The organism is Flagellimonas sp. L-11 (genome assembly GCF_056857735.1).
This window is the reverse complement of the sequence record NZ_JBSXNR010000036.1, coordinates 41,807-58,078: the sequence shown is the minus strand read 5'-3', so window position 1 is coordinate 58,078 and position 16,272 is coordinate 41,807. Positions and strand designations below refer to the sequence as shown.

The 16,272-nt window shown below is 42.8% G+C and carries 12 protein-coding genes; 7 read left to right on the top strand and 5 right to left on the bottom strand.

The features are described from left to right. Window positions 1-118: 118 nt before the first annotated feature. Entirely contained in the window at window positions 119-664 is a 546-nt protein-coding gene (locus tag AC13CC_RS05095; protein WP_482876603.1) for a hypothetical protein, read from the bottom strand. Between the two features lie 306 nt (window positions 665-970). On the opposite strand from AC13CC_RS05095, the gene AC13CC_RS05090 reads away from it, so the two are divergent. Then, window positions 971-2,248, top strand: a complete 1,278-nt coding sequence (locus AC13CC_RS05090; RefSeq protein ID WP_482876602.1) for a serine hydrolase domain-containing protein — start codon at window positions 971-973, stop codon at window positions 2,246-2,248. Window positions 2,249-2,389: 141 nt separating this feature from the next. Then, window positions 2,390-3,106 carry an energy transducer TonB gene (locus AC13CC_RS05085; protein ID WP_482876600.1) on the top strand — a complete coding sequence of 239 codons (717 nt, stop codon included), beginning with the start codon at window positions 2,390-2,392 and terminating at the stop codon, window positions 3,104-3,106. Between the two features lie 96 nt (window positions 3,107-3,202). Here the strand turns inward: AC13CC_RS05085 and AC13CC_RS05080 are convergent, their stop codons facing one another. The 4 genes from AC13CC_RS05080 to AC13CC_RS05065 form a co-directional block, all read right to left on the bottom strand. Further along, window positions 3,203-5,593, bottom strand: a complete 2,391-nt coding sequence (locus tag AC13CC_RS05080) for a sodium-translocating pyrophosphatase (protein ID WP_326279894.1) — start codon at window positions 5,591-5,593, stop codon at window positions 3,203-3,205. A gap of 116 nt (window positions 5,594-5,709) precedes the next feature. Then, window positions 5,710-6,237, bottom strand: coding sequence for an inorganic diphosphatase (locus AC13CC_RS05075; RefSeq protein ID WP_482876598.1), 528 nt, complete (start codon window positions 6,235-6,237; stop codon window positions 5,710-5,712). A gap of 228 nt (window positions 6,238-6,465) precedes the next feature. Then, a complete protein-coding gene (locus tag AC13CC_RS05070; RefSeq protein ID WP_482876597.1) occupies window positions 6,466-8,961 on the bottom strand; it encodes a DUF5686 family protein in 2,496 nt (831 codons plus the stop codon). A 156-nt stretch (window positions 8,962-9,117) separates the two neighbouring features. After that, window positions 9,118-10,098 (bottom strand): pyruvate dehydrogenase complex E1 component subunit beta, encoded by a 981-nt coding sequence (locus tag AC13CC_RS05065; RefSeq protein WP_163625259.1) that lies wholly within the window; start codon window positions 10,096-10,098, stop codon window positions 9,118-9,120. 167 nt (window positions 10,099-10,265) lie between these two features. Here AC13CC_RS05065 and AC13CC_RS05060 point away from each other — a divergent pair, with 167 nt between their 5' ends. The 5 genes from AC13CC_RS05060 to AC13CC_RS05040 all read left to right on the top strand — a co-directional run bounded on the left by AC13CC_RS05060 (window position 10,266) and on the right by AC13CC_RS05040 (window position 15,632). Further along, window positions 10,266-11,012: an electron transfer flavoprotein subunit beta/FixA family protein gene (locus AC13CC_RS05060; RefSeq protein ID WP_482876596.1), complete on the top strand. Its 747-nt coding sequence runs from the start codon at window positions 10,266-10,268 to the stop codon at window positions 11,010-11,012. Between the two features lie 92 nt (window positions 11,013-11,104). Then, window positions 11,105-12,073, top strand: a complete 969-nt coding sequence (locus AC13CC_RS05055; protein WP_482876595.1) for an electron transfer flavoprotein subunit alpha/FixB family protein — start codon at window positions 11,105-11,107, stop codon at window positions 12,071-12,073. 89 nt (window positions 12,074-12,162) lie between these two features. Further along, entirely contained in the window at window positions 12,163-12,792 is a 630-nt protein-coding gene (locus AC13CC_RS05050; RefSeq protein WP_326279884.1) for a bifunctional nuclease family protein, read from the top strand. Window positions 12,793-12,805: 13 nt separating this feature from the next. Beyond that, window positions 12,806-14,266, top strand: a complete 1,461-nt coding sequence (locus tag AC13CC_RS05045) for a NupC/NupG family nucleoside CNT transporter (RefSeq protein ID WP_326279882.1) — start codon at window positions 12,806-12,808, stop codon at window positions 14,264-14,266. 541 nt (window positions 14,267-14,807) lie between these two features. Next, entirely contained in the window at window positions 14,808-15,632 is an 825-nt protein-coding gene (locus AC13CC_RS05040) for a thymidylate synthase (protein WP_482876592.1), read from the top strand. Window positions 15,633-16,272 lie beyond the last annotated feature (640 nt).

Below are 16,272 nucleotides of genomic sequence, written 5' to 3'. Positions count from 1 at the left end.
TTTATAGGTCTGATATTCATAATTCTGATTTTTATCATCAAAATATCGGTATATCAAAAAATTATTTCCTTTCGGTGATTCTGCTTGGTATACCTCTAGTTTAGCCCTTTTATGCATTTTAGTATTTTTTTAGTTCACATTCGGTTTCCAATATCTGACCCCCTCCTGTTTTTATAGTACATGTATACCCTCTATTTCTACTGTTATCAAATCCATTCACAATAAACACAAATTCACATTCCTCTATGTCATATTTTTTTTTGTTCAATAAACTTAAACCATATATGTCCTTGGACAAGTCTTGAAATCTTTTGCGTATAATTGACTCATTGTAAGATAAACTACAGTATTTATCTGACTTCATGCTATCTTTTGAATCAGTCATTAATCCTTTGTTTATTGCAACCTGATTCTCATAATTCTGAATTTTTATTGTCAATTTTTCTCGCATCCTTGCCGTTTTCTTTTTGAAGTTTTGGTCAACAGAATCAGGAAACTTTTCTATATATATTTCTCTTGCTAATAAATCTATGTACTCTTCATTAAGGTCTTCGGGCAGCCTAAAATCAGTAGAGGTTGTTTTTGATTCATTGCAAGCCAGTGCCGATAAACAAAAAATTAACATCAAACTTACCCTTTTGACAATATTGTTAGAACTGTTCATATATCTTGATATTTTAATCTACAAAAATCATTTTATTATGTTTTATTCAAATATTAATTATTAGAAACAATGCTTTCCATAATTATTTATAGGAGTGGTCGCATTCTAATTTGTCCAATGGATTCTTACAGTAAGTTAGATAATCTTGTAAAACTACTAGTATTGATTTGTCAAGTGTATATAAAGCATAAAAGTCCCATTCTCTTCCCTCACCAAACCACCTTTCCCTCCCTTTCCCAATGATAGACCAAATAATTAGGTATATTTAGATGCTTTTGCACGCTAAACAAACCAATATTAAGTCACATGAAAACAATGCAACCTACCAAATATGCAACTTTACTGTTTGCATTCCTCCTCTTTTTTACCGCTAATGCCCAAGAACTCACCAAAGTTTCACCCGAAGAAGTTGGCATGTCTTCCGAACGTTTGGGAATTTTATCCCAAACCTTTCAGGATTATATTGATGGGGATGAATTATCGGGGGCCACAATTCTTGTAGCTCGAAAAGGCAAGATTGCCTATTTTGAATCCTTCGGAAAGAATGATCTCGAGAACAATATACCCATGACCAATAGTTCCATGTTCAGAATAGCCTCCCAAACAAAGGCCATTGTAAGTGTTGGCATCATGATGCTGCAAGAGCAAGGCAAACTATTGATCACCGACCCGGTTGGCAAGTACATTCCCGCCTTTATGGAGACAACGGTTGCCGTAAGCAAGGATGATGGTTCTTACGACATTGTAAAAGCGAACAGACCCATTACCATCCGCGATTTACTGACACACACTTCCGGGGTTTCGTATGGAGAGGGAACCGCGGCCGATCTTTGGGAAAAAGCAAAAATACAAGGATGGTATTTCGCCGACCGGGAAGAGCCCATATTGGCCACGGTTACCCGAATGGCCGGATTGCCTTTTGAGTCACAGCCCGGGGAACGATTTGTTTATGGTTATAATACCGATATTCTTGGTGCTTTGATCGAGGTGGTCTCGGGAAAGACCTTGGATGTTTTTTTACAAGAAAATATTCTTGGTCCATTGGGCATGGACGATACTCATTTTTACCTACCCGAAGCCAAAAAAGAACGTTTGGCCGTAGTGTATTCCCCTTCGGAAAATGGTTTGGAACCTGCGCCCAATCCCGGGGGCATGGTTGGGCAAGGTGCTTACGTAGAAGGCCCTCGAAAGAGTTTTTCCGGTGGAGCTGGATTGTTGAGTACCTCGATGGACTACGCCAAATTCCTGCAAATGATGCTCAACAAAGGAACTTTTAACGGAAAACGTATTATTTCTCCCAAAACAGTTGAACTCATGACGGTAAACCATCTGGGAAAAGCCACCTTTCCTTGGGTTGGGGGTACTGGGTTTGGCTTGGGCTTTTCCGTAGTTGAGGATTTGGGAGATAGGGGCACACTGGGTTCCGTTGGTGAATATGGATGGGGCGGTGCCTACCATTCCTCCTATTGGGTAGACCCAAAAGAAGAATTGGTTGTGGTTTATTTCACCCAATTGATTCCCTCGGGAGATATTGATGATCATGGAAAATTAAGGGCTTTAATCTATCAGGCATTGGTGGACTAAAAGAACTTTTTTTCCGGTTCCCTCGTTCAAAAGCCCCATTGACTCATTGGTGGTTTACTTCGGTTCTTTTTCAAAGTAGTTTAGAGTTGGGATGAGCCCACTACTATTAACTATGCCTTTTTAGGCCAAAACTTTGAAATTATGGAACCAAAAAAAAATCCACAACTTGATGTAAGACGAAACAGCCTACTCTACTTTTTTGTAGGGATGACCTTGGTACTTTTGATGGCTTATTTAGCCCTGGAATGGAAAACATATTATCCAGATGATGCTTGGGAGGTAAGTGATCTAAAAGTCGATGAGGATTTGATTGAAGACGCAACCATCCTCAAACTTAAAATTCCGGAGCCTCCCAAACCCAAGATCAAAACACCACCTGTAATTGATATTGTAGAGGATGATAAAGATATAGAGGAAACAGTAATTGAGGCCATAGAACCTGACCAGAATACAGAGATTACAGCTATTGAAAGCATTGATGTTGCAGAGGAAGAAATCACAGAAGAAATTCCGATTGTTTTGGTAGAAAACGCACCTATTTTCCCAGGTTGCGAGAATGAGAAAACTGAAGAAAACAAAAGAGAATGTTTTCAAGAAATGGTTCAAAGGCACATTAGAAAGAACTTCCGTTACCCTGATCCTGCTAAAGAAATGGGGTTACAAGGCCGTGTAAGTATTATGTTCACCATTGAAAAGGATGGAAGTATTGATAATGTTCGACTTCGTGGACCCCATAAATCTCTGGAAGAAGAAGCTGCCCGAATTATTTCAAAATTACCAACTATGAAGCCAGGACAACAGAGGGGTATCCCTGTTAAGGTTTCATACTCTCTTCCCATTACCTTTAAATTAAACTAATCCATCTCGACTGCGTTCAATGGTGACAGCATAAAAAAACCACGCCGATGGCGTGGTTTTTCCAGCTTTGCTATAAAGCGCGAGCTAATCCTTTGCCTAGGCACTCTTATATGCTTGTATCTTTTTTTCCAGTTCTTCCTTACTGTCGGCCACAAGCTCTTTGGTTTCTTCCACCACTTCCCCATTTACATTTGAGGAGGAAGTCACAACAGCTTTGTAAGCTCCGTCTTCAGTATTGCTTACCTCTATTCGGATTTGTTTTTCAACAGCCTTTGTTTCTTTCATTCCCTCTTCCGTAATGGCAATCATAGTACCATCTTCTTTAAGAAAGCCTACCTCGTCCGCAGGTGCAGGGTTTACCAAACTAGGTGCGATCACCAAGGCCACGACTGACATCAATTTGAGTAGAATATTTAAGGAAGGACCCGAAGTATCCTTAAAAGGATCTCCGACGGTATCCCCTACAACGGCTGCCTTATGTGCATCGCTACCCTTTCGGCCTTCACTTTCTATGGTTTTTTTGGCATTGTCCCAAGCACCTCCGGCATTGGATTGGAATATGGCCATTAAAACTCCAGCGGTGGTTACACCTGCCAAAAGGCCTCCCAACATCTCTGCCCCACCGATAAAACCTACGGCAACCGGTACGGCGATCGCCAACAATCCCGGCAATACCATTTCTTTAATGGATGCCTGTGTTGAAATGGCCACACACTTTTGATATTCTGCTTTACCATCGGCCGCTTCAAAAATCTCCATATCCTCTTTACTGGCTTTGGAAAGGTCAGAATCATATTTGCGCATTACTGCCAAGGCAGCTTTCAATTCAGGTATATCCTTAAACTGACGGCGCACTTCCTCGATCATGGACATGGCAGCTCTACCTACCGCATTCATGGAAAGTGCGGAGAACACAAACGGAAGCATACCTCCCACCAAGAGTCCCGCCATAATATCAGGCTGTGACACATCAATGGATGTAACACCGGCTGTTTTCATAAAGGCTGCGAAAAGTGCAAGTGCTGTCAATGCAGCAGACGCTATGGCAAAACCTTTACCAATGGCAGCCGTTGTATTTCCAACTGCGTCCAATTTATCGGTCCTTTCACGGACTTCCCCAGGTAGTTCTGCCATTTCCGCAATACCTCCTGCATTATCCGAGATAGGTCCATAAGCATCAACTGCAAGCTGAATACCCGTGTTGGCCAACATCCCTACGGCCGCAATCGCAATTCCGTAAAGGCCAGCGAAGTAGTGAGATACCAAAATCGCTGCGGCAATCAAAATAATTGGGATGGCCGTGGACATCATTCCCACACCAAGACCTGCAATAATATTCGTTGCAGACCCTGTTTCGGATTGACGCACTATGGAGTTAACGGGTTTTTTGCCTGTTCCTGTATAGTATTCGGTAACCTTACCTACCAAAAGTCCGGCAACAAGTCCAGCGATGGTCGCCCAGAAAACGCCCATAGCCGTAAACTCTTTCCCGCCTTCTACCCAAGATTCGGGCAACATGGCGTTGATGATAAAATAAGAGGCAATCAACATTAAACCAGCTGATCCAAATTCTCCCACATTTAATGCGGTTTGCGGGTTTCCGCCATCTTTCACCCGAACAAAGAATGTCCCAATGATCGACATTATAATTCCTACGGCAGCCAAAGCCAACGGCAAATACACCGCGCCAAGGCCATCAAAAGCAGCTTGAAATTCCGGCAATCCAGCAAAAACAGCACCCAAAACCATAGTACCGATTATGGAACCCACGTAAGACTCAAAAAGGTCGGCACCCATTCCGGCCACATCCCCAACATTATCCCCTACGTTATCCGCAATGGTTGCAGGGTTCAATGGGTGATCTTCAGGTATTCCTGCTTCCACTTTACCTACCAAATCGGCCCCAACATCGGCAGCTTTGGTGTAAATACCCCCGCCTACACGGGCAAAAAGTGCTATGGAAGATGCGCCAAGGGAGAAACCGGAGAGTACATTTAAAATCTCGGCAAGTTCCCAGCCTTGTCCGCTGTAAATCATAAACAGACCGCTCAATCCCAAAACACCAAGTCCTACCACACCAAGCCCCATAACAGCTCCACCGGCAAACGCCACTTCAAGGGCCTTGCCAAGGGAGGTTCTTGCAGCATTGGTGGTTCTTACATTGGCCTTGGTCGCGACTTTCATACCGATAAATCCGGCCAAAGCGGAACAGATGGCCCCTACAATAAAGGAAACGGCCACCATGCCGTTGGAGCCTGTTTCGTTGCTTCCCTTGAAGAAGAGCAAAACGGCCACACAGACCACAAAGATGCTCAGTATTTTATACTCGGCCTTTAAGAATGACATTGCTCCATCGGCAATGTTCTTTGCAATCCTTGCCATTTTCTCGTCCCCGACCTCTTGTTTAGAAATCCATACATTCTTGATGAATACATACAGAAGGGCCAAGACACCGAATACAGGCAAAAATTTTACGATTAAATCCATAGGTTAGATTATTTAGAAATTTTTAATGCCAGCTAATGTAGTAAAATACGAAGTAATAAAAAAAATGCGCCTTTAATTATTAAAAGCGCATTTTTTTAAAGTTATATTTAGGTAATTTATATTGTGTAAGCCCGTCTTTTTTTGTGGTCGCTATCTTCGTAGCGTTGTACGCACTCATGGTAGATTTTAACGGCCTCGTCGACGTCTCCCCATCCTCCGGTGTCTACCTTCTTCTCTTCCAAATCTTTATACACTTGGAAGAAGTGCTCAATCTCCTTTAATCGATGTGGGTTCAATTCACTTATGTCGTCCCTTTTGCTCCAAATCGGGTCGGAAACCGGAACACAGATAATTTTTTCATCCGGACCTTTTTCATCGGTCATGTGAAAAACCCCGACAGGTTTCACCTCGATCACCACCATCGGGTAGGTAGGCTCGGTACACAGGACCAATACATCCAAGGGATCACCATCCAAGGCCAAGGTTTCTGGAATAAACCCGTAATCGCCCGGATACATCATTGAGGAAAAAAGGGTTCTATCAAATCGAATTTTGTTGAGGGTAAAATCGTATTCGTACTTGTTTCTGCTACCTTTGGGTATTTCTACCAGTACATCAAAGGTAATACGTGGTTTTTTTGACATGTTAGTGATAAATTTATTGTGCAAAAATAACCAGTATAACTGGAATAGGGCGTATAAATTGGCTGTTTCGTATTAAATAAAAGAATTTAACAATCAAAGAGGCAGAGCCGAAGATGTATTTTACTTGCTTATTTTCACCCCTTAGATCAAAAGCCAAAATTCCGCTATTTTGGATTCCTGTTTTCAAGGGAATGAAAATTTCAGTAAAACCCAAAGGGCCGCATTTGATCAAAAGCTAAATCCGAAGGTTCCGGTTATCCCAAATGCCCTTGCATCTGGATTATCGAGGTAGTTTCCTCTAAAATTAAAGTCAATCCGAAGTATTTTAAAAATGTTTCCCACACCAAGTGAATATTCCCAATACACTTGGTCCTCCGGTGCCATTAAGGGAATATTGGTCGGGGCACTCAAAGCTATGTTTTCTTGGGACAATTGCCCCCAAGCACCTCGAACCCCTACAATTTCCCTAAGGTTGAGTTTACGCAATAACGGAATACGCGAGAACAACCTACCATTGAAGTTGTGTTCCAGGTGCACCGTGGCATAGGTATCGGTAACAAACTCGTAGAAATCCAGATTGGGGAATACATTGTACAGTGAAAATAGCGTCTGGTTGCCCGGGATTACACTCAACAGCCCCAAAGGCACTTCCCCAAAAGTCTTTCCCAGTTCCACACTACTGGTCAACCTGCCAAAACCTCCTATCTGCCATGGCTGTTGGTAAGAGAATTGGATTTTCCCATAATCAAAATCACTTTCCAAAAATCCATCCACACCCTTGGTGTATTTAAGGACCAAGGTACTGTAATCATCATTGATGCTGGAGCGTTCCACTCCGTAACCAATGGTACGCTTGCCCGGTGTATAGATCAAGGTGGTGTTAAGATCGAACTGTTTTATTTCGGATGAAATGCCCGTGGGTGAAGCCTGGTCCACATAATCCAGACTAAATGCGTCGGGTAAAGCGGATCTCAAGGTCCTAAAGGAACCGCCCACATTGATCTTGAAGTTTTTAACGGGCTCCATCTCCACGTTCAGGGTAGATAGGTTAATGTTCGTTAAACGGTCGTTGGAACCTACGGTAACCAAAGAGGATGAGGCTATACTTCTTCCCATTACATCATTGGTACTAGTAAGACTAAGCCCCAATTGCTCAATGTCCCTTCGATTTCCCCCAGATACAATCAGCCGATTTTTTCTATCGAGCAAAAACTTGCCCGAAAACCCGTGCTTAATTTTTTTATCATCAAAACCATAGGCCATGTACCCTTCCAAACGCCACATATCATTCTGTCCAAAATAGGTCCGTGCACCGGCCCGCATACGAATACCTTCGGCATCATTATAACCAAAGGTGCTGTAGATATCCCCAATATCGATGTTCCATTTATCTATTTCGATATATCCAGAACCCAAAATACTTACGATATCGTAGTATGTTCTGAACTTGGGAACGGTTTTTAAGGTATCCAGCAGTTTAAAGATTCCCGACTCGTCCTCGTTCAAACTTTCCAAACGGGCATTTTTCCAGAAAATACTGTCCTGCGAGAAAACCCTTGGATCGTAGGGGTCGGCAACTGCCTTGTAAAAATCTCCGGAACGTGGGTTATCAAAGTTATAATTATCAAAAACCGTGGTACGCTTGCCGTACACCCCCCGTGATTCCTCTTTTTTTGAAAAGCTAAAATCGCTCAGCATGTAATCCCGCTTCAAGAGAAAAACCGAATCGCTGACCACCTCAAAATCCTGCTCTATATAAATTTCCTTTACCCAGTTGATGTTGGCACTTTTGGTGACCTGCATGTTAATTTTTTTGATGGCAAAGGTGGTATCGTTCACCCAAAAGTCTCCTTTAAAGGTGAGTTCGTTCTTACGCCTCGGGTAATAAATAATATTATAGCACCATTTATTGTCAATAAAGGTACTGTCGGACAACACGTAATTGTACACATCAACTCCGGTTTTGGACAATGGGCTGGTAAAGCTTTTATCAAAAAATTTGAGATAGTTATCGTAAATGTCGTAGTCGGAGTATAAATCCTCCACAAAGGCGGTTATGGCCTGATTACCACTAAAACCTGAGCTTTTGTTTCCCAGAACATCTTCTTTCTCCCTATCCATTACATTGTCGCCATAGACTTTGGAAAAAGTTTCGTTGAGAAACATGGGCAAATAGGTTTTTCCCGTGATTCGGGATGTATCCAAATCCTCGAACATAAACTCCAGCCCTTTGAAGAGTTTACTTTTGATCAAGGCACTGTCGATGGTATTGAGGTCAAACTCAATTTTTTCATATTTATCGTACTGGTACTGTTTGAACTTGCGCACCCCGTTCTCCCGTTTTTTGGACCAGATCTTTCTTAAAATATCGATTGCCGGATTATTCTTTTTGGATTGTTTCCCTGTATACACGATCACTTCCCGAAGCTGCTCCGCAGATTCAGTGAGTATGATCTCCATGCCGTAGTTCACCTTTTGTTCCAAGGGAATCTCCTTGGTCTCATAACCAATAAAAGATACTTTGATGGACTCATACGTTTCGTCAGACTCCATATAAAAGCGCCCGTTATCGTTGGTTATGGTTCCTTCAGAAGAATTGGTGAATATAATATTGGCAAAGGCAATGGGTATACCTGCATCGTCAGTAACAACGCCTTCAATCTTGGTTTGTGCGGTAACGCAAGTGATAAAAATCAGAAAAAAGACGGAAAGGAATCTTTTCATAGGCAGATATAAGGGACAATGGAGAAAAGCATTAGAGCATATCCCCAATTAACTTAGGTCAAATTTGGTTCAAAGTAATTTGTAATCAAAAAATATTCCCTAAAAAAAAGCCCCGTCAACAAAGTTGACAGGGCTAATATACCTTAAAATATGATTCTACAGCTTATATAGCACTTTCTTAACAGCCTTTATGACATCTTCGTGATTGGGCAACCACTCGGCCAAAAGCACTGGAGAATAAGGTGCTGGGGTATCTGCTGTGTTCAGTTTTACGATGGGGGCATCCAAATAATCGAATGCTTTGTCCTGAACGTGATAGATAATTTCGGTAGCCACATTGCCAAAGGGCCATGCTTCTTCCAAGATTACCATTCTGTTGGTTTTCTTTACGGATTTAAGAATGGTATCGTGGTCCATGGGACGCACTGTCCTTAAATCTATGATTTCACAACTGATACCTTCCTTTTCCAATTCATCAGCAGCTTTGTAAGCTTCTTTGATGATTTTTCCAAAGGAAACAATAGTCACGTCGGTACCTTCCCTTTTAATATCCGCAACACCTAAAGGAGTTGTATACTCCCCTTCGGGCACCTCTCCTTTATCGCCATACATTTGTTCGGATTCCATAAAAATCACGGGGTCGTCATCGCGAATGGCAGCCTTCAACAATCCCTTCGCATCGGCTGGGTTCGAAGGAACCACAACCTTAAGCCCGGGAGTATTGGCATACCAACTTTCAAAAGCTTGGGAGTGTGTGGCTCCCAACTGTCCCGCAGAAGCCGTTGGCCCCCTAAATACGATCGGGCAATTGAACTGACCTCCGGACATTTGTCGGATTTTGGCAGCATTGTTTATTATTTGATCAATTCCCACCAAGGAGAAATTGAAGGTCATAAATTCTATAATGGGCCTGTTGCCGTTCATTGCAGAACCTACGCCGATTCCGGCAAAACCAAGTTCTGAAATCGGGGTATCGATTACCCGCTCCGGTCCGAATTCATCCAACATGCCTTTGGAAGCTTTGTAAGCACCATTGTACTCGGCTACTTCCTCGCCCATTAAATAAATGGTATCATCCCTTCTCATTTCCTCGGACATAGCCTCGGCTATTGCCTCCCTAAACTGTAATGTTTTCATTAAATCGTACTAAATATTTATAGTCTGCTTAAAAACGCAAGCAAAAATAGCAAAAACTACCCGAAATTTGCTTGGGGAGAATCCAAAAAAAGAACAAAATTTATTATGCATGCATAATAAATTTAAGATTTTATACCTATATTTGAATCGATAAACCTTAAGTATATATGAAGATTTTAGTTTGCATAAGCAACGTACCGGATACAACTTCCAAAATCAATTTTACGGAAGGCGATACCAAGTTTGACACAAACGGGGTTCAATTTGTTATTAATCCAAATGATGAGTTTGGACTTACCCGAGCCATGTGGTTCAAGGAAAAGCAAGGTGCAACGGTTCATGTGGCCAATGTTGGCGGGGCCCAAACCGAGCCTACCATTAGAAAAGCTTTGGCCATTGGTGCCGACGAAGCCATTCGGGTCAATGCCGAACCAACCGATGGCTTTTTTGTGGCCCAGCAGTTGGCCGAAGTGGTCAAAAATGGAGAATACGACCTAATTATTGCCGGTAGGGAATCCATTGACTATAACGGGGGCATGGTCCCTGGAATACTAGCCACTTTGTTGGATATAAACTTTGTGAACACATGTATAGGTTTGGAAATTGAAGGAAATACCGCAACCGCAATTCGCGAAATTGATGGAGGTAAGGAAAAAATAAGCACTTCCCTCCCATTGGTTATCGGTGGACAAAAAGGACTGGTTGGGGAAAGTGACCTTCGTATTCCCAATATGAGAGGTATTATGATGGCACGCAAAAAAGCATTGAAGGTGGTTGAACCCATTGATGCCTCACAACCTACACAAGACCAAAAATTTGAAAAACCCGCTGCCAAAGGACCCGTTAAATTGGTCGATGCAGGCAACGTAGGGGAATTGGTCGAATTGCTGCACAACGAAGCTAAAGTGATTTAAATAAAATCCGAAAAACCCTGCCTGCCGCTGGCGGGCCAGTTCCAAAAATATCTTGGGATTTGGGGTTTGAATATTGAAATTTTAAAAAAATTATGTCAGTACTAGTATATACAGAATCCCTCAAGGGAAAATTCAAAAAAAATGCCTTCGAAGTAGCTTCTTATGCACATAAAGTGGCCCAGGACTTGGGCACAACCGTCACAGCGGTCTCTTTTAATGCCGAGGACGATGCCTCATTGGGAGCCTACGGAGTTTCCAAGGTTTTAAAAGTCAGCGATGATTCATTGGCAACCTTCAATGCCAAAGCCTACGCTGATGTATTGGCCCAAGCTGCTAAAGCAGAAGATGCCAAGGTAATTATATTGGGTTCCAGCGCGGACAGCAAATTCTTGGCACCCATCCTAACAGCAAAATTATCTGCCGGTTATGTGCCCAATGTAGTGGCCGCACCCGAGAGCACTTCGCCATTTGTGGTAAAGCGAACCGCTTTCAGTAACAAAGGGTTTGCCATGACGGAGGTTTCTTCCGATATCAAGGTAATCGGGGTTTCCAGCAACGCTTTTGGAGTGGTGGAAAATAATGTTTCCGCCTCCGTTGAAGATTTTGCACCAACCTTGGGCGACAACGCCTTTGCTGTTAAATCCGTAGAAGTGGATAGGATAGTTGGAAAAGCAACCATTGCCGATGCCGATATTGTGGTCTCAGGGGGTCGTGGGCTCAAAGGACCTGAAAATTGGGGCATGATCGAAGAATTGGCCGATGTTTTGGGAGCTGCCACAGCATGCTCCAAACCGGTTTCCGATATGGGGTGGCGTCCGCACAGCGAGCACGTGGGACAAACAGGAAAACCGGTAGCAAGTAATCTTTACATTGCCATCGGTATCTCTGGAGCTATCCAGCATTTGGCAGGAGTAAGTGCTTCAAAAGTAAAAGTAGTCATCAACAACGACCCCGAGGCACCCTTCTTCAAGGCCGCGGATTATGGAATAGTTGGGGATGCCTTCGAGGTAGTGCCCGAACTCGTCGAAAAATTAAAGGAATTTAAAGCCCAAAACGCTTAATTTTTGTTAATTTGCCCATTGCAAGGGGCTGTTCAGATAACTGGTAAAGCCACTTATTTGAGCGGCCCTTTTGCTTTAGGAGGAGATATATGAGTTTAGTACGATTAAAGATCAAGGGAATATCATACAGCCAAACACAGAATGGCGCGTACGCCCTTATTTTAAATGAAGAAGAGGGAGACCGAAAACTCCCCATTGTTATAGGCGCATTTGAAGCACAGTCCATTGCCATTGCATTGGAGAAAGAGATAAAACCGCCCAGACCCTTGACCCACGATTTGTTCAAGAACTTTGCGGACAGGTTTCAAATTGTGATTAAGCAGGTAATCATCCACAAATTGGTGGACGGGGTATTTTATTCCAGTATTATTTGCGAGCGCGACGACAATGAGGAGATTATCGATGCACGAACCAGTGATGCCATTGCGCTTGCACTCAGGTTCAACGCTCCTATTTTTACTTACAAGACCATTTTGGACAAGGCAGGAATCTTCCTAAAATTCTCTTCCAAAGAAAAAGAGGAGGGTGAGGACGATAGCATTATGGTCGATGAAATCCTTCAAGAAGGGGAAGCCGTAGAGATCGAATCTGGTTCCGACACCCATGGATACAGAGAAATGTCCCTTCAAGAACTCCATAAAGAATTAGATAAGGCAGTAGCCAGCGAAGACTACGAAAAGGCTGCCAAATTGAGGGATGAAATTTCCAAGCGCAAATAAACCACCAACGTACATGGCGAAAAAGACCCAAAGTTTACTGATACTTTTATTCCTTTGTTCGGTCGCTTTCGGCCAAAATTCGTTGCCAGCAGATTCACTTAACATTGCCATTGGCTCCACTATTACAGATAGCGTAGCCCAACAGGAAGCCTCAGAAATCATACCCAACCAAGGGTTTACCATTACCACTTTGTTGCGTGGTGCTTTGGGTATGGCAGCGCTCATCTTTATTTCATTTTTGTTCAGTTCCAACCGAAAAGCCATTAATTGGAAAACGGTGGGTATAGGCCTATCCCTTCAAATATTGATAGCCATTGGGGTATTAAAGGTTCGCTTTATACAATACCTATTTGATCAAGTCGGTAACATTTTTGTAAACATTTTGGACTTTACCCGCGCAGGAAGCCAGTTCCTGTTCGAAGGGCTCGTCGTGGACATGGACACCTTCGGTTATATTTTTGCCTTTCAAGTATTGCCCACCATCATATTCTTCTCAGCCCTAACATCTGTCCTATATTACTTGGGAGTGATTCAGGTAGTGGTAAAATGGATGGCATGGCTGCTTTCAAAAAGTTTGGGCATTTCTGGAGCGGAAAGCCTTTCCGTGGCAGGTAACATTTTTTTGGGTCAGACCGAGGCCCCGTTGCTCATCAAGGCCTACTTGGAAAAAATGAACAAGTCCGAAATCCTTTTGGTGATGATCGGCGGCATGGCCACCGTGGCCGGAGCCGTTTTGGCCGCTTATATTGGGTTTTTAGGGGGCGACGACCCCGAACTTCGCCTGGTATTCGCCAAGCACCTTTTGGCCGCATCGGTAATGGCTGCACCCGGCGCCATTGTCATTTCAAAAATATTATATCCCCAAACGGAAAAAGTAAATACCGATGTTGAGGTTTCCTCCGAAAAGATTGGCGCAAACATCTTGGATGCCATTGCCAACGGAACTACCGAAGGCTTAAAGCTGGCTTTGAACGTTGGGGCCATGCTCTTGGTTTTTGTGGCCTTTATCGCCATGATCAACGGTATTTTGGGTTGGGTCGGTGACATAACCACCTTTAATAATTGGATTGCCGCCAATTCCCCCTATACAGAATTTTCATTGGAGGCCATTCTAGGAACCGTCTTTGCACCGCTTATGTGGTTGATTGGAGTCGCCAACGAAGATATTATGCTCATGGGACAGTTGCTTGGAATAAAATTGGCCGCAAGCGAATTTGTCGGATACATTCAACTGGCCGATCTTAAAAATGTGGCGAGCGGTGTACACTTCACTTACAACAAATCCGTGATCATGGCCACGTATATGCTCTGTGGTTTTGCGAACTTCGCATCCATCGGCATTCAAATTGGTGGTATTGGTTCTTTGGCCCCGGGTCAGCGCAAGGTACTGTCCTCTTTTGGGATGAAAGCTGTTTTGGGCGGCTCCCTAGCTTCCTTGCTTTCCGCTACCATTGCCGGGATGATTTTGGGATAATTTGATTGAAGAATAGAGCGTCAGTTCGAGTTTTTTCAAAGAAAAAGCACCTACCTACCGGAAGGCAGGTCGAGAACAAGCGTTAGATAAATGGAAAACCGGCTCTCGATACAATTTTTCTACGTTTGCACTCGAAAAATCACTCGAGTTGACATATTTCGCACCAACTGCTTTACACACATCCTTCATATTTTATCATCAACCACCCCATCTCAATGACCTCAAACCAGTTAATAAACTTTTCATAAGTCTTTTGGGTTTTAGTTTCAAAAACCTACCCATTAGCGTAATTTCGATGGATTGATTTTTTGTCACATCAGGGCTGTCACCCTGAGCGCAGTCGAAGGGGTAGTCGAGATATCTTGGATTTCTCCTCATTTCATTCGTTCGAAATGACATAAGAAAACAGTCAAAAAATATAAAAAGACGTCAGTTTGAGTGAAATTCTGAAAATGGATTTTGTACCGAAAACTGATTTCTCGATACAATTTTCCGCTAGCGGAAAACCACTCGAAATGACATTATTAACGGAACAGACAGCATGAAACAATACCACGACCTTCTTAAATACGTATTGGAGCACGGGAACCAAAAAGGCGACCGTACTGGAACAGGAACCTTGAGCGTTTTTGGCTACCAGATGCGGTTTGACCTCTCCGAGGGCTTTCCCATGGTGACCACCAAAAAATTGCACCTCAAATCCATTATTCACGAACTTTTGTGGTTTTTAAAGGGGGATACCAATGTCGCCTATCTGCAAGAGAACGGCGTGCGTATTTGGAACGAGTGGGCCGATGAAAACGGTGATTTGGGCCCTGTCTACGGGCACCAATGGCGCAATTGGAACAGCGAGGAAATTGACCAGATCAAGGAAGTGGTCGAGACTTTGAAGAACAATCCCAATAGCCGCAGAATGTTGGTTTCCGCCTGGAACCCCAGCGTTATGCCCGATACTTCGGTCTCGTTTGCGGAAAATGTGGCCAACGGTAAAGCTGCCCTCCCTCCTTGCCATGCTTTTTTCCAGTTTTATGTGGCCGATGGCAAACTTTCTTGCCAATTGTACCAGCGTAGTGCGGACATTTTTTTGGGCGTACCCTTTAATATTGCCTCCTACGCCCTGTTTACTTTAATGATGGCCCAAGTTTGTGGTTACCAGCCCGGGGAGTTTATCCACACCTTTGGTGATGCGCATATTTACAACAACCACATGGAACAGGTGGAATTGCAGTTGAGCCGAGACCCACGCCCCTTGCCCACTATGCAACTGAACCCTGAAGTAAAGGACATTTTCTCTTTTACCTTTGACGATTTTGAACTGCAGAACTACGACCCGCATCCACATATTAAGGGGGTTGTGGCGGTATAGAATTTATATGTTTTCAGAAGTCAACTTTGAACTACTCAGTGATATACAGCCCATAATGGCAAAGAAGAAACCTGTAAAACCAAAAGTTACCACTCGACCAAAAACCACTTCTAGTTTAGTGGCATTAAAAGAACAAAAAGGAATAGACAAAAAGAAAAACAAGAATAAAGGCTAACAATACTCTAAAAGACCAAATATATCCATTAGACATTCCTAAGACTAAAACCTTGTTAAGCTCTATTGATTTCTGATAACTTTCAATTTGAACTGCAAGCAATTCTTTTTCTAATTCCTCATCTTGGAAATAGTCAAAATAAGACACCAATATATCAGAAGGACTAGAACCCTTAATTTCAATTATTGTTGGCGATATGTTCTTCAACAAGAATAATACTGAGATTACACATCCACCTAAAAGGATTAAATACACATATTTTGAATCCACAACTTCTAAGTATGAAAACGAAGCTATGGACATGTAAAAACCAAAAAGGAAAATGAACGATTGGAATTTGACCTTACTGCATCAATTACATCAGCAAGATGTTTATCTGCTTCACTAAAAATAAAGCTCAATGACTCTTTGGTGTAATGCCCTGTGTTTATGTGCTCCATATTTGTAAATTTAGAGAATTGTATC